Source organism: Corynebacterium sp. ACRPQ (assembly GCF_022347225.1).
Taxonomy (GTDB): domain Bacteria; phylum Actinomycetota; class Actinomycetes; order Mycobacteriales; family Mycobacteriaceae; genus Corynebacterium; species Corynebacterium tuberculostearicum_D.
This window is the reverse complement of the sequence record NZ_JAKRNF010000021.1, coordinates 1-21082: the sequence shown is the minus strand read 5'-3', so window position 1 is coordinate 21082 and position 21082 is coordinate 1. Positions and strand designations below refer to the sequence as shown.

Annotated in this window: 14 protein-coding genes and 1 tRNA gene; 11 read left to right on the top strand and 4 right to left on the bottom strand. The window is 60.8% G+C overall.

The window, feature by feature from the left end:
- The first annotated feature begins 20 nt into the window (after nucleotides 1-20).
- The 7 genes from MHY24_RS10670 to MHY24_RS10640 all read left to right on the top strand — a co-directional run bounded on the left by MHY24_RS10670 (nucleotide 21) and on the right by MHY24_RS10640 (nucleotide 12039).
- Nucleotides 21-959, top strand: a complete 939-nt coding sequence (locus MHY24_RS10670; RefSeq protein ID WP_239230540.1) for a DUF3152 domain-containing protein — start codon at nucleotides 21-23, stop codon at nucleotides 957-959.
- Between the two features lie 9 nt (nucleotides 960-968).
- Nucleotides 969-1754, top strand: coding sequence for a hypothetical protein (locus MHY24_RS10665; protein ID WP_204609885.1), 786 nt, complete (start codon nucleotides 969-971; stop codon nucleotides 1752-1754).
- A 32-nt stretch (nucleotides 1755-1786) separates the two neighbouring features.
- The gene (locus tag MHY24_RS10660) at nucleotides 1787-4894 is read left to right on the top strand and encodes an ATP-dependent DNA helicase (protein WP_239230556.1); all 3108 of its coding nucleotides are present in this window, start codon (nucleotides 1787-1789) and stop codon (nucleotides 4892-4894) included.
- Complete coding sequence (locus tag MHY24_RS10655; RefSeq protein WP_239230538.1) at nucleotides 4887-8066, top strand: ATP-dependent helicase; 3180 nt, start codon at nucleotides 4887-4889, stop codon at nucleotides 8064-8066. Before MHY24_RS10660 ends, MHY24_RS10655 begins: the two co-directional genes overlap by 8 nt.
- A 72-nt stretch (nucleotides 8067-8138) precedes the next feature.
- A complete protein-coding gene (locus tag MHY24_RS10650; RefSeq protein ID WP_239230535.1) occupies nucleotides 8139-9257 on the top strand; it encodes a TrkA family potassium uptake protein in 1119 nt (372 codons plus the stop codon).
- Nucleotides 9258-9989 (top strand): NAD(+) diphosphatase, encoded by a 732-nt coding sequence (locus tag MHY24_RS10645; RefSeq protein ID WP_239230533.1) that lies wholly within the window; start codon nucleotides 9258-9260, stop codon nucleotides 9987-9989.
- Complete coding sequence (locus MHY24_RS10640) at nucleotides 9982-12039, top strand: ATP-dependent DNA helicase UvrD2 (protein WP_239230531.1); 2058 nt, start codon at nucleotides 9982-9984, stop codon at nucleotides 12037-12039. The genes MHY24_RS10645 and MHY24_RS10640 overlap by 8 nt, the downstream gene beginning before the upstream one ends.
- On the opposite strand, the gene MHY24_RS10635 is transcribed toward MHY24_RS10640, so the two are convergent.
- Nucleotides 12017-12904, bottom strand: coding sequence for a hypothetical protein (locus MHY24_RS10635; protein WP_239230529.1), 888 nt, complete (start codon nucleotides 12902-12904; stop codon nucleotides 12017-12019). The genes MHY24_RS10640 and MHY24_RS10635 overlap by 23 nt on opposite strands.
- Nucleotides 12905-12965: 61 nt before the next feature.
- Between MHY24_RS10635 and MHY24_RS10630 the strand changes: the two genes are divergently transcribed.
- Nucleotides 12966-13487 carry a M48 family metallopeptidase gene (locus MHY24_RS10630; protein ID WP_204609879.1) on the top strand — a complete coding sequence of 174 codons (522 nt, stop codon included), beginning with the start codon at nucleotides 12966-12968 and terminating at the stop codon, nucleotides 13485-13487.
- Here the strand turns inward: MHY24_RS10630 and MHY24_RS10625 are convergent.
- On the bottom strand, nucleotides 13484-14905 hold the full coding sequence (locus MHY24_RS10625) for a zinc-dependent metalloprotease (RefSeq protein WP_239230527.1): 1422 nt from the start codon (nucleotides 14903-14905) through the stop codon (nucleotides 13484-13486). The two genes, MHY24_RS10630 and MHY24_RS10625, sit on opposite strands and share 4 nt — an antisense overlap.
- 93 nt (nucleotides 14906-14998) lie before the next feature.
- On the opposite strand from MHY24_RS10625, the gene MHY24_RS10620 reads away from it, so the two are divergent.
- A complete protein-coding gene (locus tag MHY24_RS10620) occupies nucleotides 14999-16063 on the top strand; it encodes a PDZ domain-containing protein (protein WP_239230525.1) in 1065 nt (354 codons plus the stop codon).
- A gap of 5 nt (nucleotides 16064-16068) precedes the next feature.
- Here the strand turns inward: MHY24_RS10620 and MHY24_RS10615 are convergent, their stop codons facing one another.
- Nucleotides 16069-16737, bottom strand: a complete 669-nt coding sequence (locus MHY24_RS10615) for a beta-N-acetylglucosaminidase (protein WP_239230523.1) — start codon at nucleotides 16735-16737, stop codon at nucleotides 16069-16071.
- 46 nt (nucleotides 16738-16783) lie between these two features.
- On the bottom strand, nucleotides 16784-17320 hold the full coding sequence (locus MHY24_RS10610) for a PPA1309 family protein (RefSeq protein WP_005322346.1): 537 nt from the start codon (nucleotides 17318-17320) through the stop codon (nucleotides 16784-16786).
- 123 nt (nucleotides 17321-17443) lie between these two features.
- On the opposite strand from MHY24_RS10610, the gene MHY24_RS10605 reads away from it, so the two are divergent.
- Together MHY24_RS10605 and MHY24_RS10600 are read left to right on the top strand one after the other, a co-directional pair.
- Nucleotides 17444-20401 (top strand): UPF0182 family protein, encoded by a 2958-nt coding sequence (locus tag MHY24_RS10605; protein ID WP_239230521.1) that lies wholly within the window; start codon nucleotides 17444-17446, stop codon nucleotides 20399-20401.
- A gap of 151 nt (nucleotides 20402-20552) precedes the next feature.
- Nucleotides 20553-20629 (top strand) — tRNA-Met (locus MHY24_RS10600).
- Nucleotides 20630-21082 lie beyond the last annotated feature (453 nt).

Here is a 21082-nt window from a genome sequence, read left to right as displayed (position 1 = left end):
AACGGGTAACCTAAGGCCCCATGGAAAAAAGGGAGACTCGCCACGCTCACCGGAGCCAGGGCCATGCGCCGGACCACCCCAATGCGGTGGTCCGGTTTGCGCGTCAATATGGCTGGTGGCGCGTGGTGGCTATCCCCCTCATGATCGCGCTGACCATTTGGTTCATCGTCGATATCGCCACCGCCTCTTCCTCTGAAGAAAAGGCGGAAGGCACTATCGAGGCTGCCCCAACGAGTACGGAGAAGATGGGCCCTGATCCTGCCGATGCTGCAGCGGTGAAGCGGGAAATCAGCGAGATGCCGCCCGGTGGCTCCTACACCAAGCAAGGCAAGGGTACCTTCCACGAGGTAGGCGAGCCCGGCGCCGTCACGGGTAAGGGCGGCGAGCAAAAGGTGCGCTATTCCATCGAGGTAGAAGATGGCCTTAATACCGCACCGTATGGCGGCGATGAGTCTTTTGCCGCCATGGTGGAGGCTACCTTGTCTGACCCGCGCGGCTGGACCGCGCATAAGGACTTCGAGTTCGAGCACGTGGCTGCCGATGCGGAGCCGGATACCCGCATCCAGCTGACCTCGCTCGGCACCGCCGCAGAGCGCTGTGGTGAGAAGATTGAAACGGAAACCTCCTGCCACACCACCATTACGGGCGAGTCCACCACGATCATCAATGAGGCCCGCTGGGTGCGCGGCGCCACGCCTTTTGAGGGCGATATGGGCAACTACCGCCAGTACGTCATCAACCACGAGTTGGGCCATGCCATTGGCTATGCGGCCCACCAGCCGTGTGGCGGCCAGGGCAAGCTAGCGCCGGTCATGATGCAGCAGACCTTGGACCTTAACAACAAGGAATTGCACGATCGCAATCCCAGCGAGGTCTATCCTGATGAGGACGTGACCTGCTCACCGAACCCGTGGCCTTATCCGAATCCGGATAATAAGGATCCCCACCAACCCGAATAGGAGTTAAGGATGCCGCTTCCCCCAGAGCATGTTTTAAGCGCCTTCCACGCGGAAACCGGTGCCACTGGTACCCGCCGCGCGCAGGGCGATCAATTGGGTCCGGTGTGGGATAACGGCATCAAGGTGGGTGACGTGGTCTATTCCCAGGCCGGTCCGTTTGCCGCCTGGTCCGCTAAGGTGCGCGAGCGCCTCAGCGTGCAGGGGGCCCGCGTTTCCCGGCCGGTACTGTCTAGCGATGGTCGGCACACGGCCGCAGGGTGGAAGGCTACCCAGTTTATTCCGGGCCATGTTCGCGGGCGCATTGATGAAACCGCACAGATGGCGTTGCGCTTGGATACGGCTCTGGCCGAGGTGCCCATTCCCAACGGGCAGCGCAGCGATGCCTTCGCTCGCGCCGAGCGCGCCGCCTGGGAGGAAACGGGCGAGGCTTATCGCCCAGCCCTGCTTGCCGACGTCCCCCTTATCCCCGCCCACACCGCTCTTCTCACCACCACGGTTTACCACGGCGCTAACCCGCCGGGCATTGTGGACATTGTGCCGAGTGAATCCCCGCGCCCAGCCGGCTGGACGGCCGCTTTGGTCATTGTGGATGGGCTCATTGGCCAGGCTGTTGATGATGGGATTTGCCAGCGCTTCAGTCACGTACCCGGTATGCAGGAATTGCTGTTGCGCGCGGTGTCATATCGCCGTCATGTCAATGACCTGCACTCCGCATCGCGTTCAAACACGCGTTCGCACATAGAGCGGGTGGAGCAGCATCTGGTGTCGCGGGCATCTGCCATACTGGAGCGGTGAGTTACGACCCCCATTCCACCGCGCGTGCGGGAGTGGTCCTTCCACCGTCCCCACAGGTGCGCCTCGTTCCCCGTACCCAGTCCGCCACGACCCGCAGTTGGCCTGTTAACCTGCCCGAATCCGGTACCTGGAAGGTAACCGGTGCCGCCGGCACCGGTGTGTCCAGCTTCCTTATCGATACCGTCATTCATACCTTGGATAAAGCCCGGCAGACCGGCGCGGATCCCTCCGGCATCCTGGTTATCGCTCCCTCGAAGGAATCCGGCGCCCGGCTGCGCCGCGAGCTTTCCGAGCGCCTCGAGGATTACGCCGCACAAACTTCCATGGTGCGTTCCGTACACTCCCTCGCATTCGCGTTGCTGCGCACAGCGGCCGAGGAGGAGCTGCGCCTTATTACCGGTGCGGAGCAAGACGCCGTTATCCGCGAGCTGCTCACGGGCCAAGCAGAAGACGGACATGGCTCGTGGCCCGCGGAGATGCGCCCCGCGCTGGAATATGTGGGCTTCGCCCGGCAGCTGCGCGATTTCCTTTTGCGTTCCATTGAACGCGGCCTGGGCCCGGGCGACCTAGAACGCCTCGGTGCCGAGCACGGCCGCCCCATGTGGTCCGCGGCGGGTGAATTTCTGCGCGAGTACGAACGCGTGCAGCTTCTTTCCCGCGCCCATTCCTATTCCGCTGCGGAATTGGTTACCGCAGTTCTTCAGCGCCCCCAGCTACTGCGCGAGCACCCCTTCCACACCATCATTGTCGATGATGCGCAATTGCTCGATCCCACTGCGGGCAAGCTCATTCGCGAAATGGCCCCGCAGGCGGATCTCGTGGTGGTAGGTGGCGATGCCGATCAATCCGTCTTTGCCTTCCGCGGTGCTAGCTCGCGTTTCCTGCGGGACTTCCCAGCTGACCACGACATCGAGCTCACCGAGCCTCACCGCACACCCTCTCCGGCGTGCATCTCCATTGTGGATTCGGACGGCAGTCTGCGTGACGTCGTAGCCAATACCGTGCGCCGCCGCCACTTAGAAGACGACGTGCCCTGGCGCGATATCGCCGTCATCGTTCGTTCAACCGGTGATATCGGGCAGATGCGCCGCACCCTGTTGGCCGCCGGCGTGCCCGTGCACATTAGCCCTACCGACGTCGTCTTGGCCGAACAGCGTTTGGTTTCCGCCGTGCTGCTCGCCCTGCGTGCCTTGGAGGAAGACCTATCAAACTCGGAGTTGGAAGAATTGCTCACCGGCCCCGTGGGTGGTGCCGATCCCGTCACCCTGCGCCGCCTTATCCGTGGTCTGCGGCGCTGGGATTCCACCACCCGGGGCATCGATAGCCTCCGCGGTCTTCTCTATGGTGAGCTCCCAGATTTTAATGGACAACTCACTGAGCGCGAATACTCCATTCTGGAGCGTGTACGCGCGGTTCTGAGCGTCGGCCGGAACGCACTCGCCTCCGGGGACTCTGTGGAGGAAGTTCTCTGGGCTGTATGGAGCGCAACCGAGCTCGATAGCCGCCTCCAGGCTTCGGCGCTGCGCGGAGGTGCGACCGGCTCGCAGGCCGACCGCGACTTGGATGCAATGATGGCGCTTTTTGACGCCGCAGGCGACTACGTCGAGCGCCGCCCTGATTCCTCGCTACGCGCCTTCCTGACGCATGTCACCGAACAGGAACTTCCCACCGGTGTGCGTGACCGCCGCACCGCTATTCCGCAGGCAGTAGAGATCCTGACTGCACACGGCGCCGTGGGCCGCGAATGGGATACCGTCATCGTGGCCGGCGCACAGGAAGGAAGCTGGCCTTCGCTAGGGGAGACCGGCTCCATCTTTGGTCAAGAAGATCTCATCGATCTCCTCGACCACGATATTGATCCCGATACCCCCGTCAGCCACGTTGCCTCCCGTTTGGCAGAGGAGCGTCGACTCTTCCATGTCGCTACCACGCGCCACCGACAGCGCCTGCTCATTGCCGCTGTGGAGAACCCGGAAGGCGATACGGTCTCTGAGCCTTCGCGCTTCATCAGCGAATTCGCCGGCCGGGGAGTGGACGTGCCTGGTCAAGCTGCGCGTCGGCAAGCAAAGCGGGCGCTGCGCCGCACCCAACTCCCGCGCGAGCTGGGCCTCGATGTGCCCGAACCCGCACCCGTGTCAGTGCGCGATGGGCTCGAGGTGGATCCCCTCGATGTGGCGGTGCTGTCCGTGCCGGCCTTTGTTGCACAATTGCGCCGCGTGGTTACCAATCCGGAATCCGGTGAGGTTGAGCGCAAACAAGCAGCGCGCCAGCTCGCCCGCTTAGCGACAGCCGATATCCCTGGCGCCCACCCGGAGCAGTGGTGGTCTGCGCGCTCCGTTGCGGCTGAACTGCCGCTGCATACCAGCGGCAGTTTGTCACCATCCCGTGTGGAAGCATTGCTCAACTGTCCACTCAAGGCCGTGCTCGGCAATGTGGCCGAGGACCCAAGCACCGAGGAACACCTGCTCCGCGGTACTTTGGCGCACGCCTTCTTTGAAGCCATCGGCCGCGGCATGGATGCGGAAAAGGCCAAGCTATTGGTGATGGAAGCTTTCGAGCGCATTCAGGATGTGCCGCAGTGGCAATTGCGATTTAAGCTCGATGAGTTTTCCACCCTGTTGGACCGCGCTCAGGAATGGGCGCGCCAATCCGAGGTCAATCAAGAGCTTGCCGGTGTGGAAATCCCCGTAGGCGTACGCGTCAGCGAGGAGGTGCGCATCGGCGGCTATATGGACCGTCTGCTTCGCGATGGAGAGGGAAATTACTTGGTGGTGGACCTCAAGACGGGGAGAAGCAAGCCGGCTAAGAAAGAGGGCGAGGACCATGTGCAGCTGATGACCTATCAGCTCGCGCTTGCCCACGGCGCATTTGACGGCCACCAAGTTCACGACGGCGAAGGCATGCCGCGCCAGGGCGGTGTGCTGGTGTATCCGGGTGCGACCACCAAAAAGATTGGTGAGCTTTGGCAAAGCGATAAGTCGCCGGAAGCCCTGGAAGAATTCGCCGCACTTCTGCCCCCGCTGGTGGAGGAGATGCGTGGCCCGCGCATCACTGCGCGCACCAATAAAGACTGCGATAAATGCCCAATTCGCTCCATCTGCCCCGTGCAGGAAGAAGGAAGGATGACCACCGATGCCTAAGAGCAATTTTTCCCCACAGCAGATCGCTGCCGCCTTGGGCAAGGACTTTCCGCCTACCGAGGAACAAGCCCATGTCATCGAAGGCCCCTTTAGCCCCAAACTCGTGGTTGCCGGCGCTGGTGCCGGCAAGACAGAAACTATGGCCTCGCGCGTGGTGTACCTGGTGGCCAATGGCTATGTGCGCCCGGAGCAGGTTCTCGGCCTGACCTTCACCCGTAAGGCGGCGCAACAGCTGGAGCAACGTATCCGCCGGCAGCTGATTAAATTGCGCGATTCCGGCCTCATCCCACCAGGCGGTGAGGTGACAGAAGCGCTAGAAAACATTGCGCCGAAGGTAGCTACCTATGACTCCTATGCGGGAGAACTCGTTCGCGAATACGGGCTCTTGGTTCCGGTGGAGCCCACCGCACGCATCATCACCGAGGCCGAGCGTTATTCCTTGGCCTACGATGTGGTGCGCAATTACACCGGTCAGCTAGAAGACGATCGCGCCCTAGCCACGATTACCGAGACTTTGCTGAAATTCAGCCAGGATATCGATAACGGGCTCAAGGACACCAGCCACATCGCCCAGCATGCCCGCGATTTTCGGGCGGACATCGATAACCTCGAAAAATCCCAAAAGAATGGCCCCGAATACTCGCAAAAGTTGCTGGAATATATCCAAACACAGGAGCGCCGCGTGCAGTACGTGCCGCTGCTGGAGGCCCTGAAAAAGGAACAATCCGAGCGACAAGTCATCACTTTTGGCGAGCAAATGGCCGTCGCCGCCCGCGTCGCGCGCGACCATCCTGTGGTGGGAAAGCAACAGTCCCAGCGCTATAAGGTCGTCATGCTAGACGAGTACCAAGACACCTCCTATGCCCAGCGCGTGCTTCTCCGCAGCCTGTTCGGAGGGGACCAAGAGGACCTGTCGGTTACGGCCGTGGGAGATCCAATGCAGGCCATCTACGGGTGGCGTGGTGCGACCTCTGAAAACCTCACTGCCTTTGTGGAAGACTTCCCGGTCGCGCCGGGCACACCCGCCCCGAAGGACCAGCTGACCACCTCTTGGCGCAACCCTTCAGGTGCGCTGGACTTGGCTAACTCAGTGGCGGAGGGCGTATTCGAAGGCGTAGAGCGCCCCGTGGATGAGCTTTCTGCCGCCCCGCATAAGGGCGAAGGCGACATCCAGTTGGCGTACTTCGACAGCGAGGTTCGCGAGCGCGAGTTCGTCGCCGAGTACCTGAAAGAGCAGTGGGAAAAGCGCGAGGGAGATACCTTCAGTGCGGCGGTTTTGGTGCGTAAAAATAGGCACTCTGCGCCCATCGCTGCGGCCCTAGACAAAGCGGGCGTACCCAATGAAATCATCGGTCTCGGTGGCCTGCTGTGGCAGCCAGAAATCCAGGACCTCGTGGCTATAGCCACCATGCTCGTGCGACCAGAAGACTTGCCCGCAGCCGTGCGCGTGCTCGCGGGCCCCATTTGTGGCCTGGGAATTAGCGATATTCAAGCACTTGCTTCCCGCCAACGAAACTTGGCCGGTGCGAGGGAGGAGCGCTTGCGCTGGGAACCGGGAATGGACCCGGAGGAATACCTGCGCGCGCAGCTGGAAGATGTCACCGCTGAGGAACCGGATCAGCGGGTAGGCCTCGCCGACGCCCTTGCCGATCTGGGTGAGAGAGACCGCTATACCCCGCAAGGCCTCGCCCGTATGGAAGAGGTTTCTGCCAAACTGCGACACCTGCGTACTTATTCTCTTTCCAAACCGCTGGTGGACATCTTCGCCGATATTGAAGCATTGTTTAATATCCGCATCGAAGTCTTAGCGCGCGGAAGCGCAGGGGGCGCGACACATCTGGATAAATTTGCCGATATCGTCGCGGGCTTCCATGGTGATTCCTTGTATGCGCTCTTGGATTACTTTGCGTTAGCGCTCGAAAAAGAAGATGGCCTAGACCTCGGCGAGGTTCCCGCCGCCACTGACCGCGTGCAGATTATGACCGCGCACAAGGCCAAGGGATTGGAATGGGAACATGTCTGCGTGGTGCATGCGGATTCGTCGAGCTATAGCGCACAAGCAGAAACCTTCCTGACCAGGATCGATAAGGTCCCGGGAGACGATGACTATATTGAGGTCCCGGAGGATGCCCAAAAGCGCTCGCATTTCCAAAACGCCTGCGAGGACTTTAAGAACGCAGATAGCGCCATCAAAGCGGAAGAATCGGCGCGCCTTTTTTATGTGGCGCTGACGCGTACCGAATCCACCCTGACCGTTACCGGTTCGGGCACCAATAACCTCAATGGAAAGAACAAGAAGGCTCCTTATGAATACCTAGAGCGCCTGAAAGAGCAATTCCCGCAATACGTGGTGGAGTGGTCCGTCCCCGACGAGCCCTCTGAGGATGATTTTGGGGAGAGCGCACAATTCCCAGCGCTGCAGGCTAGCCCAGAGGCAGTCGCTGGTGCGGATCTGGTACTTGAGGCAATGGCAGAGCTCCCAGAATTGAGCCGCGGTGAAACCTTTGAGCTGTGGGAGCAGGAAGCTGGCGCCCTCATTGAGGAGTACAAGGCCTTACAACAGCCGGTGGTAGACGTTGAGCTACCCAGCGAGCTGACCGCCTCGGACATGGTTGCGCTGCGGGCAGACCCGCTCCAGTTCGCCCGCAGGCAACGCCGCCCCGTGCCGTTTAAGCCGAATTCCTACGCCAAGCGCGGTACCGCCTTCCACGCGTGGTTGGAGGATCGCTTCGGCAGCCCGGCACTATTGGGTGAGGAGGAACTTCCCGGCATTGATGAGCCGGAAGATTTCGATTTGGAAGAGCTCAAGGAGGCCTTCCTGAACTCCGAGTGGGCCGAGCGTCAACCGGAGCACGTGGAGGCGCCCTTTGAAATCACCATTGGTGAGGCCGTGGTGCGCGGGCGCATGGATGCGGTATTCCGCTTGGAGGATGGCACCTGGATGGTGGTGGACTGGAAGACCGGCCGCCCACCTCAGGGAGAAGCCATGGATGCTGCCAAGATACAGCTAGCGGTGTATGCAGAGGCCTGGCGCCGCATCCACGGCGGGGAGAAGATTCGTGCAGCGTTCTATTATGTGCACGATGGATATACCTTCGAGCCTGCCCGCCTGCCGCGTGGGGCAGAGCTGAAGAAACTCCTTGAATCGTCAGTTGAGTACCACAAGGGCTAAGGTATGTGGGCGGTTGCGTAAGCGCGCAATCTCTTGAGCAATCATTCGAGACTAGAAAAGAAGGCTGGGCTAGTGGCCAAAAAACGTGCGCAGGCAATGAAGTCACGCTTTAGAAGTCGCTTCTTGCCGCAGGTCGAGCTGTCCTCGCAGCCGGACCACGCGCTCATTGATGTCATTACGGTGCCGGGGGATGAAAATTCCAGCCCGTGGCGTCAGTTGGGCAAGCGTGTGCTGTGGGCATTTGTCATCGTTGTCTTCGTGACCACCGTGGTCTACTTGGACGGCGGTGGGTATAGCGAGGACATGTCGCTATTAGACTCCGCCTACTATGCGGCGGTGTCCCTGACCACCGTGGGGTATGGCGATATCGTGCCCGTGTCCCCGCAGGCCAGGTTCATTAACTTAACGCTTATTACCCCGGCCCGCCTGATCTTCCTTGTTTTATTGGTTGGCGCGACCTTGTCCGTGTTGACGGATAAGGCCCGCCGTACTTTCCAAATCCAGAACTGGAGAAAGCAATTGCGTAACCACACCGTCGTTATCGGATATGGCACCAAGGGCGCCGGAGCCGTGGCCGCGCTGCTGGCCGATGATGTTCCGTCGTCCCAGATCGTGGTCATCGATACCAACCGTGCGTCCCTCGCACACGCCGAGCACCACGGGCTGGTCACCATCTTTGGTTCCGGCACCAAGCAGGACGTGCTGAAGATCGCTGGGGTAGAGAATGCCAGCTCCATCGTCGTTACCCCATCTTCGGACGATACCGCGGTGCTGTGTTGCCTCTCCGTGCGAGAGCTTGCGCCCAAGGCCAAGATCGTGGCGTCGGTGCGCGAGTCCGAGAACCGTCACCTCTTGCTTCAATCCGGAGCGGATTCCGTGGTCACCTCTGCGGAGACGGCTGGTCGACTGCTGGGCCTGGCCACCGTCACCCCGACGGTGGTGGAGATGATGGAAGACCTGCTCTCACCCAACGAGGGTTTCTCCGTAGCCGAGCGCGCCGTGCGCGAATTCGAGGTGGGCTCCAACCCACGCCACCTGGCAGATATCGTGTTGGCTGTCCTGCGCAATAACGAGCTGCACCGCGTGGATACTGCGGATGCCTCCGCGCTGAAGCCGGGCGACCGCCTGCTCTACATCAAGCATGAGATGGAGCAACCCATCGAGGTCATGGACGATGATGACGAGGATTAAATGTTCCTCCCAGTAACCCCTCATGGCCAGGTACCGGTTACGGCAGCGGGGGAGCCGGTGCTGGTGGAGAAGGTTCCCGGGGGCGTCGCCAAGCACGCAGTAGTGGACCTAGGTACCCTGCAGGCGTGCGCATATCCGGAGGACGGTGCTAGCGAGCTGGGCCGGCTAGAAAGCGCGACGTTCTTTGCGGACCAGCCGGTGATTTTGCAAGCCATTGCGCTGATCCGCAATCGGCGCGAGCAGCGCTTTGATCCGCGCACCGGTCATAAGCTGGACTACCCAGCACCGGGAATCGTGGGGCGCGATCCTGTGGACGAGCGCCGGATGGTTTTCCCACGCCTGGATCCTGCCGTCATCGGGCTTATTCGTCTCAGCGGCACCGACCGGATTTTGCTGGCGCGCAATCGTCGCCGCACTAGCTTTTTCTCCCTGATCGCCGGCTACGTTGAGCCGGGCGAGACCGCGGAGGCTGCTTTTGCACGCGAGGCCCTGGAAGAAACCGGGCGCAGGGTGGACGATATTCGCTATTGGGGCTCGCAGGCGTGGCCACCGAGTGGTTCTCTTATGCTGGGCTTTTGTGCAAGCACGGCTGATGTCCACCCCACCTGCCATACTGATGGGGAATTGGAAGAAATCCGGTGGGTGGAGCGCGCCGAGCTGCCTGAGCTTAAGCTTCCACGTCCGGGTTCAATTACACACACGATGATTATGGAGTGGTACCACGGTGACTAAGCCGGATTTGTCCCTGCTGGATGAAGATCAGCTGCGCGCGGCCACGGCGCCGCGCGGGCCCGTGTGCATCTTGGCCGGCGCGGGTACGGGCAAGACCCGCACTATTACCTATCGCATTGCCAACTTGGTGGACCAGGGTTTTGTGAGCCCGCAGCGCGTGCTTGCGGTGACCTTCACGGCGCGAGCGGCCGGAGAAATGCGCGACCGCCTGCGCACCATGGGCGTGGCCGGCGTGCAGGCGCAGACCTTCCACGCGGCGGCGCGCCGCCAGTTGAAGTACTTCTGGCCGCAGGTAGCAGGAGATCTTCCGTGGCAGCTGCTGGATAATAAATTCCCCCTAGTTGCCCGCGCGGTGCGCTCGGTGGGGCTGGATAATTCCAAGGACATGATTCGAGACGTCTTGGCGGAAATCGAGTGGGCTAAGTCCGCGCTGGTCAGCGCCGAGGATTATGAGTCCGTGATCGCCAATACGGACCGCAGTGCGCCGGCCGATCCGGCCAAGGTGGCAGAGGCCTTCCGCCGCTATGAGCAGGCCAAGGCCACGCCGGACATGATGCACTTGGACTTCGATGACCTCCTCATGCACATCGCAGGTGCCATCGAGAATGTGCCGGCGATTGCAGAGACTTTCCGGGAGCAATATCGCACCTTTGTCGTCGACGAGTACCAGGATGTTACCCCGCTGCAACAGCGGGTGCTCAATGCTTGGTTGGGCGAGCGCGATGACCTTACTGTGGTGGGCGATGCTAACCAGACCATCTATTCCTTCAACGGCGCCTCCCCGGACTATCTGCTCAATTTCTCCCGCACGTACCCGGATGGCACCGTGGTCAAGCTGCAGCGCGACTACCGCTCTACGCCGCAGGTAACGGACCTGGCCAACCGGGTCATCGGCAAGGCCACCGGCCGCGCGGCGGGCACGCGCTTGGAGCTGCAGGGCATGCGCGAGCCCGGCCCAGAGCCCACCTTCAAGGCCTATGAGTCCGAAGAGATTGAGGCCCAGGAGGTGGCCGGCCAGGTCCTTACTCTGCTGGATCAGGGTGTGCCGGCCTCCGAGATTGCCATCCTGTACCGCATCAATGCCCAGTCGGAGCAGTTTGAGCAGGCGCTTGCCGACGCCGGAGTGGTCTACCAAGTCCGCGGCGGCGAGGGCTTTTTCCGCCGCCCGGAAATCCTGGAGGCTATCCGCGTGCTTATCGCTGCGACCCGCCGCGAGGACCTGCCGGATGACCCGGTGGCGATTGCCCGGGCCGCGTTTGTCGAGCTGGGCTTGAGCTCCACCGAGCCGCAGGGTGCCCAGGCCCGCGAGCGCTGGCAGTCCCTCAACGCACTGGTAGGGCTTATTGAAAAGATTGTGGAATCGACTCCTGGCATTGATCTCAACGGGGTGCTGGGGGAGTTGCGCCGGCGCTCCACCGATAAGCAGGCCCCAGCTATGGAAGGCGTGACGCTGGCTACCGTCCACGCCGCCAAAGGCTTGGAATGGGACGCGGTATTTCTCGTGGGGCTAACGGAAAAGCTCATGCCCATCAACCACGCCATCAAGGCTGGCGACGAACAGGTAGAAGAGGAGCGTCGCCTGTTTTACGTGGGCATTACCCGCGCTCGTGAACATCTGGCGCTGTCGTGGGCGCTGGCGAAGACTACCGGCTCGCGGGCTTCGCGCGAGCGCACCCGCTTCCTCGATGGCATCGTCCCGGCGGCCGAAGATGCCTCCGGCAGTGGATCTCGCTCGCGCCGCCCGAAGCGGTGCCGTGTGTGCTCTGGCCCGTTGGGAACACCGGCGGAAAAGGTCATTGGCCGCCATGAAGATTGTGAAGGCGGCGGCGATGAAGAGGTCTTTGCCGCCTTGCGTTCGTGGCGGTCCCAGATTGCGCGCCAGGAAAAGGTTCCGGCTTATGTCATCTTTTCCGATGCCACCCTGCAAGCGATTTCGGAGGAATTGCCCTCCGATGAGGCAGAGATGTTGTCCATTTCTGGCGTAGGCCCTAGCAAGCTGGAGCGCTACGGTGCCCAGGTGCTAGAGGTTATTCGTACGGTTCGTAGCTAGCCAGGTTGGTCTTGCCGCCGAAGCACACGGGGCAGCGTGGATGCGCTATGACAGTGCGCTGCTGGTGGTGTCCGTAGACATCGACTTCCCATTGCTGCCCGGGGCGCGGCTTAGCGGTTGGCGCGCCCGGCGGCAGCGGCCGCCCCATCAGCCGCCGGATAATCACTTGCGTATGCGCCGCAACCGCATCGAGCACCACGGCTTCTGGGGTGCGGCGCACGCGGGTGAGCTGGGTGCTGATGATATTCCACAGCGGGTCCATATCCACGCGCGCCAAGTGCGCACACAATGGGCATGGGCCTTGACCGCGGATACGTACCGGCCCGATGACGCCACGATTGTCCAGCAAAGACACCGGAATCCACGTGGTTGCTGTGCCCGCAAGAGCATTCGCGCAATCCAGCGGGCAGTGCAGCTGGTCCACGGCGAGGACCGGATACATGCCGTCGAGGTCGTGGATATAGGAAAAGGCATTGTCCTCCTCCAGCGGGATGCGCACCTGGAAGCCATCCTCCTCAAGGCGCGCGCGAAGGCTGTGTGCCAAGGTGGTTTCTCCCATGAGGACAATGGTGTCTGCCTTTTCGGCGGCATCCCTGTGCGGCCAGAGGATGCCATAGTCCAGTGCGTCTTCAATGAGGCTCAGCGCCGCCGCTTCCTCAAGCCCTGCGGCACGCAGCCGGTCAGACAGTTCTTCTGGGGACACTGGTTCGCGAGCGGTGTTGAAAGCCGTCGCGACGGCGAGCGCGCTTCCTGTTTCCGCAACCCCGACGCGGGTGGCATCCATGCCAAATTGGATTACCGTTTCCTCGCGGCACAACACTGCGCTGCCGGGTGCTAAGACCACCTGGGTGGCAGAAATCCCCACGCTTTAACCCCTTCCCCCGAAGTATGTGGTCTCCATTGCACCACAGGTACAATCACCTGTCATGTCGAGCACGCAACCTACCGCACCGCAGTCCCCAGAGGTCAAAGTCATTCGCTCTGCCAAGCGGAAGAAAACCGTGCAGGCGCGCATGGTATCCGGGGTGCTCGAGGTGCGCATTCCCGCGTGGATGTCCGCGCGCGATGAGCGCGATGCAGTCGCGGACATGTTGGCGCGGGTGGAAAAGAAACAGGGCAGCGGGCGCCGCACGGACGCCCAGCTCGAAGAACGCGCGCGGCGGCTCAACGCGGCGTATTTAGATGGACGCGCGACCATTGGCTCTATTCGGTGGGTGAGCAATCAAAATACGCGGTGGGGTAGCTGTACTACCTCCACCGCGGACATTCGGCTGAGCGACCGGCTGCAACACGTGCCGGACTATGTGCTGGATTCAGTAATCATTCACGAGCTCACCCACACCTTCATCCCGCGCCATGGGCGGGATTTTTGGCAATGGGCGGACAGGGCGCCCCACGCCGAGCGGGCGAAGGGCTATCTTGAGGCCTATCAGCGCTGGGGCTGCTAGTTCTCCTCGTCCTCGTTGCCCTTGTCCTTCTTCTCGTCCTTGGCTTCCGGATTCTCGGACTCCTTGGACTCGTCGCCCTGCGCCGCAGAGGTATCCTCGCCGTTCTTCAGCATTTCCTCCAGCTTGGCAAATTCTTCTTCAAAGCCCTCATCCGGGCCTTCGTCCAGCAGGGAATCGATAAAGGCGGCCGGATTATCAAGGTGCTCCGCAGTGGGCAGGAAGTCTGGGTGATCCCAGGCCTTATCGCGCTTTTCCGCACCCACGGCCACGGTGGCGCGGCGCCATAGCTCAGCGGCCTCAGAGACCTTCGGGGCATTGAGCTCGATGCCGACCACCTTGCTAAAAGCGTTCTCGGCGGAACCGCCAGTACTGCGGCGATGCGCCCATGCCTGGGTCAGCTTCGAGGTCGACGGGATGCGCTCGCCCAGTGCCTCAGTAACGACGTGCTCGGCCCAGCCTTCCACCAGTGCCAACAGGGTCTCGAGGCGGGATGCGGCCGCAGTGTTCTTCGACGTAATGCGCGGGGAGAGGTCCATGCCCTGCAGCTTGCTCATCGCGTCCTGGATCGCCTGTGGATCGCCGGACTCGAGGTTGAGCTCGCGGGTGACTTCCTCCAGGTGGGAGGTATCAATAACCAGGCCGATGGCATATTCCTCCACGGAGGAGACGATGCGCTCTACCAGCCACGGCACGTGCTTGAACAGGCGCTGGCGCGCAGCTTCGCGTGCGGCAATATAAACCAGCACCTCCTGGCCAGGAACATTAAGCTCGCGGGCGACCTTCTGGATGGTCTGTGGCAACAGTGCCACGGTATTAGCTGGGGCGATGGGCAGGCCAAAATCGGAGCCGGTCAGCGCCTGGGAGGCCAAATCGCCCAAGGCGTGGCCGAGCTGCATGCCAAAGTTCATGCCAGACATCTGGTTCATCATCTTGGTCATGGGGCCCATCATCTCGCGGGCCTCTTCCGGCATGGAGTCCAGCTGAGCATCATTCATGTGCTCTGCCACTGGGGTGACCATGCGCTGCCACGCCGGCATGGTCTCCTCCAACCACTGCTTGGAATCCCAAGCCTTGGCCGTGCCGGAGGCGGTGGGCAAATAAGTGGCGTCATCAAGCCAGAGCTCCGCCAAACGGACGGATTCCTCCACTGCCTTGGTATCGTCCGTGCTTACCGCCTTGGACTGCGAGATCTGCTGCAGGGCGATGCGCTTGGCCATGTCGTAATTGACTGGGCCGGAGTTTTCCGGCGAGTTCATGGAAGAGCCCATGCCGGACAGCATCTGACCGAACTGGTTCAGCATGTCACCCAGGCCGCCACCATTAGCGCCGCCGAATGCGCCGAACGGGTTCTGGTCACGACGTCCGTCATTATCGTCGTCATCGTTATTGGGGAAAGAAAAACCGAATCCGTTGCTCATGCGTCCTAATCTACCGGCACCATCCGGCTACTTTCCATGATCCCCGCTACGCTGACAGCGAACACTACGGCAAAGGTTGTAGGGTATTGATCCGTGAATTCTCCTGCTAGCCGTCGCGTCCGCACCATCGCCTGGGGTGCCATCCCCGTCGTCCTCACCGGTGCGTTGGTATCGCTTGACCATATCCCCGGCACCGATGTGTCTTTGACCGTGCCTTATGCCGCTGAGGGCCCAGGACCCACGGTGGACACATTGGGGGAGGTCGACGGAACCCAGGTCGTCGATGTTCAGGCGCCGCACACCTATGACACCGACGGCCACCTCAACATGACCACGGTCTCCGTGCGCACCAATATGACCCTCGCGCAGGCGCTGGGCCGCTGGATGATGACCGATGACACCATCGTGCCCATCGATACCGTCATTCCGCAGAACATGAGCGATAAAGAGGTAGAAGAGTCCAATAAGCAGGCCTTTACCCAGTCCGAGTCTGCAGCCACCGTGGCGGCCATGGATTACCTGCACCTGCCGGTAAAGATCACCATCGCGGAAGTCATGGATGAGGGCGCGGCGCAGGGCACGCTGAAGAAGGACGATGTCATTACCGCAGTAGACGGCAAGGAGGTCTCGGAGCCGGGCGAGGTCCAAGACGTCATCAAGCAGAAAAGCCCTGGCGATAAGGTCACGCTGACCGTTAAGCGTGGCGGCAAGGAGCAAGAAGAAGAAATAGAGCTAGGGGAGAACCCGAAGGAGAAGGGACAGGCAATGCTGGGCATCGCCATGCTCTCGGTCCCGCAAGACGATATAAAGGTCAAATACAACCTGCAGGATATTGGCGGTCCCTCCGCCGGCATGATGTTCACCCTGGCGGTCATCGATAAGCTCAACGAGGAAGATCTCACCGGCGGCAAGTTCGTGGCCGGTACGGGCACAATTCAGGAAGATGGCAAAGTAGGCCCCATTGGCGGCATCCAACATAAAATCGCTGCGGCGCACGAGGCCGGAGCGGAGCTCTTCCTCGCGCCGAAGGATAATTGCTCCGAGGCCGCCGCGAGCGACCACGGCGATATGCCCATCGCGGAAGTTTCCACCTTGGATGAGGCAGTGTCCACGATGAAGGACTTCGCGGACGGCAAGGATATTAAAACCTGCCAGTAGTCGGCCTACTTAGCTAGGCCCAGCTCCTTAATCTTCTCTTCCGGGTCTTCCTGGTCGGAGGAGATCATCTGCTGCATAACCATGCCTTCTTTATTGTCCACCACGGTGATGACCGCGGTGGTTCCCAAGGTGGACCAGCCTACGACGCGGTCGCCGTCATCCTCAATGACCTGCGAGCTGCGCAGCTCGGTGAGCACCTGCGTGGTTTGCTTGGCCTTGGAGTGCGAGCGGAAGAACTGGAACTGGCCTACCTCCGGACCAGAGCAGTTGTAGGAATCGTCCCCGCCCGTGGAATCGCAGCGGTCGAAGTGCGCGAAGAGCTCCTTGGGCGCTACCGGCGTAAAGATGTCATAGGCCTTGGCCACAGACTTTTCCAACTTTTCGGTTCCGGGCTCCTTGCTTGCCGACGCCCCCTCAGACGCCTCCGAGCTTTCCGCCGCGCTCGATTCCGCGCTGGACGCAACGGTGGAAGAGGAGCTAGAGGCGGTGCTGGTTTCCTCAGCGGTATCCGCCGCAGGGGCGGTGGACTCGGCGGCGGCGGTGGTCTCCACGGGGGCGTCGGCAGGCGCGGCATCGTTCGAGGAACAAGCGGCAGTGCTCACGCCTACACCCAGCAGTAGCGCTGCTGCGGTGGCGCGGGTGGCGGTCAGGCGAGTGAGAGTAGTACGTCGCACGGTAGGAAAATGCTCCTTAGTCGCAGGCGAGAATTGTCACTTCAGTCTAATCTAGTTCATCCGGGTCTTGGTTCAGCCCATAGCGCAAGGCCGCAATGACCCCCGGTGCTACCTGGGGGCCGCCGCGTAGTTGGATGTCATCTTCTGCGAACGGTCCGGCCGCTTCCAGCTCTTCCTCGGTGGGGCGCAGCTGCAGCAACGTGGTTTCGATGCCTTCCTCGCGCAGCGCACCGGAATAAAGGCGCGCCGGGCGAGGGGAGGGGTCCTCGCTGGAGGTATCGCGGAACTTAATCTCTTGGGCCAAGATGACGCCGGCCACCTCCCGCGGCCAGGCCAGGCGGGAGACATAATCGGCCAGCTGCTCAGAACCAGGCTCAATGTTTTCGGGCACATTATCTTGCACGATGAGGGTAAGTGGTGCCGCGTCCTCTTCATCGAGCGCGGCAAGCTGATCGGCTACCAAATGGGTGGGAACCAGCGCGAAGATGGTGGGCCGGGCGTCCCAGCCTTCGGCGTGGACGAATTCCACGGCTTCGGTCATCGCGCGGTTTAAAGCTGGCTGTGATAATTCGGGGGAACTCATGAACATCCTTATTCGTTATCTGTGTATTGCTTCCTTAAGCTGGAAGAAGTCTACAGGTTTTAAATTCGCACTAGTTGATTGGAGCTGGCGTTGTCCTTAGGGTCATCCACACCAGCCGCCCCGTTGAAGCGGCCCCCGCGGGTCGCGACAATCATTGCGGCCATCATTGCCGTCCTCTTGTTCTTCGGCCCCATGCTCGTGGGCATGTACACGGATTGGAGGTGGTTTGGTGCGATTGAATACCGGAACGTCTTCACCACCGCGATTATTGCGCGGATAGTCCTCTTTATCATCTTCGGTCTTGTGGCCGCTGCAGTGGTGTGGGCCGCCGGCTATTTTGCCTGGCGCGGGCGCCCGGATTCGCTCGACCTTGGGGACCTGAACTCGCCGGTGTATCAGTACCGCAAGTCCATTGAGAAGTCCATGGGTGTCTTCTTCAAGGTCATCCCCGCCGTCGTGGGCGTCATCGCCGGTTTTATCGGCCAGTCCAATTGGCGCACGGTCCTGCTCTTCCTCAACGGCCAGGAATTCGGCGAACAAGACGCCCAGTTCCACCACGACCTAGGTTTTTATGCCTTCACCTTGCCGGTTCTAAAGATGGTGGTCAGCACCCTGTCCATCTTGTTGATCCTGGCCTTCCTCATCGCGCTTTTCGGCCACTACGTGCTGGGAGGCATCCGCATTGGCAATAAAGCCGCCGGTGTGCGCGGCTCCATCTCCCACCCGGCCCGCCTGCAGCTGGCGATTACCGCCGGATTGTGGATGGTAGTCCAGGTCATTGGCTACTGGTTGGAGCGCTATGAGCTGCTTAATACCCAGCACGACCTCTTTACCGGTGGTTCCTATACCGATATTCACGCCTACCTGCCGGCGAAGATCATCTTGATGATCATTGGTGTCTTTGTGGCCGTGGCCCTGTTTATGGCCGTTGTCATCAAGGACCTGCGCATCCCCGGCCTGGCCGTGGTGCTGATGCTGCTGTCCTCGCTGGTCATTGGCCAGGCATGGCCGCTGCTGATGGAACGCTTTTCCGTACAGCCCAACCGCCAGGCGAAGGAAGAAGAATCCATCGCCCGCAATATCGAGGCCACGCGCTATGCCTATGGGCTCACGGATGAACACGTCACCTATGAAGACAACTGGGGCGGGGATGATGTCTCAGATGACAAGGTGGCCTCCGATAACGCCACCATCAATAACCTCCGCCTGCTGGATCCGGAGATCCTTTCTCCTACCTTCACTCAGATGCAGCAGTTGAAGAACTTCTACGGCTTCCCAGAGACGTTGTCGATGGACCGCTACGAGATCGACGGCAAGAAGCGCGACTTCGTCGTCGCCGCTCGTGAGTTGGATCCGAATGAGCTGCGGGAGAACCAGTCGGACTGGATTAACCGCCACACCGTCTACACCCACGGCAACGGCTTCGTGGCAGCCCAGGCCAATAAGGTCGACGAGGTGGCCCGCGATGCAGGTTCTGCCCGCGGTGGCTTCCCCATCTTTACCGTGTCTGACCTACAGACCCAGGCCGGTGAGTCCGAGGGCGAAGGCGAGACCCAGGACGCAGAGAAGTCCCTTGGCATTAAAGTAGACCAGCCGCGCATCTACTACGGTCCGGTTATTGCCGGCGCGGCCGACGGCATGGATTATGCGATTACCGGCAAGACTGGCGATAACCCGGTCGAGTATGACACCGATAGCTCCACCTACACCTATGACGGCAAGGGCGGCGTTGGCATTGGCAATATCTTTGACCGCACCATGTACGCCGCCAAATACCGCGAGCTGAACTTCCTGCTCTCGGATCGCGTCGGCAGCGAGTCGAAGCTACTGTATGACCGCGATCCGCGCGAGCGCGTGGAAAAGGTTGCACCGTGGTTGACCACCGATTCCGCTACCTACCCGGCCGTGGTTGATGGCCGCCTGAAGTGGATTGTGGATGGCTATACCACCCTGGAATCCTTGCCTTACTCCCAGCGTGCCTCGCTTTCCGACGCCACCCAGGACACCCTCAACCCTGATGGCACCACCCAGCGCTTGGTCAATGACAAGGTCGGCTATATCCGCAACTCGGTCAAGGCCACCGTCGATGCCTATGACGGCACTGTGGACCTGTACGAGTTCGACAAGAATGACCCGGTGCTCAAGGCTTGGGAGGGTGTGTTCCCGGACGTCGTTAAGCCTGAGGCTGAGATTTCCGATGAGCTGCGCGAGCACTTCCGCTATCCGGAGGATATGTTCAAGGTGCAGCGTGACCTGTTAGCTCGCTACCACGTGGATGACCCGAATGTCTTCTTCAATAACGATGCCTTCTGGTCCGTGCCGAATGATCCCACCGCGGAGGAATCTCGCCAGCTCAATCAGCCGCCGTACTACGTGATGGCCGCTGACCCGGAGACCGGCAAGCCGACCTTCCAGCTGACCACGTCTTACCGTGGCCTCAACCGCGAGTTCTTGTCTGCGCACATGGCCGTATCCTCCGACCCGGAAAACTACGGCGATATCACCGTGCGCGTACTGCCCACCAATACACAGACCCAGGGCCCGAAGCAGGCACAGGATGCGATGATGTCCTCCGACCAGGTTGCCCGCGACCGCACCCTATGGGAGGGCACCAACGACCTGCACAACGGCAACCTGCTAGCCCTGCCGGTAGGTGGCGGCGAAATCCTGTACCTCGAGCCGATTTACTCGCAGCGCAAGGACCAGGCTTCTGCCTTCCCGAAGCTGTTGCGCGTGCTCGTGTCCTATAAGGGCCGCGTGGGCTATGCCCCGACCATCGGCGATGCCCTCGAGCAGGTGGGAATCGACGCCAAGTCTGCCCAGAACATCGAGGAAGTTGACGGCGATTCCGAGGACAAGGACGGCGCCAAGGATGAGGAGAAGAAGAACGAGTCTAAGGACGATAAGCCTTCGGCCCCGGCTTCCGCTCCGTCTTCTTCCGACGAGGCGGGTGCCATCGATGACATCAACAAGGCCCTGAAGGGGCTTGAAGATGCGCGCGATGGCTCCTTCGAGGAATACGGCCGCGCCCTGGATGAGCTCGACAAGGCTGTGGAGTCTTATCAGAAGACGGACAAGTAGTTCCGGCTTATAATCGCGATCGATTAGGCACCTGCCCAGCGGATTTGGGTAGGTGCCTTTCCCTATGTATAGTTACATGAGTCGCCGGGACAGAGCGAATACACTTTGTGTTAACGCACTGTTCAAGCGCAGATGATGGAAGTCATCTCGACGCGGGGTGGAGCAGCTCGGTAGCTCGCTGGGCTCATAACCCAGAGGTCGTAGGTTCGAATCCTGCCCCCGCTACCAACCTCCAAGCCCCTACCAGGAGAAACACTGGTAGGGGCTTTAGTTATTTCTCTTAAGGCGCACGTCCTGGGACTCAAATCGGGACTTTAGCGATGGCATTTTGTCACTTAAGCCGGTTTGGAAGTGATGGGGTTAAGTGACAATTTTCGATTTTGTGACCTTGGATGACTGTGTCGTTTTGAGGAGTCGTCTGCACGGATTTTAGAAGTCCTCTGTACTATCGCCATCCACTCCGGAGAGGCCGCGGACGTTCGTCCACTTCATCTGGAACGCGATTCGACAGAGCGCATTCAATACGATGGTCTTTTTCTCCCTGCGAAGGATGGGGGCAGTTTAGGGTGCCAGGGTGTTGACCAGATCGAGGAATTCCTCAGCGTAGGCAATTTGCTTGCGTAGCTTTTCGTAGCGGGTGCGCGTCTCCTCACGAATGTCGGCAAGGGTGGCCTTGGCATT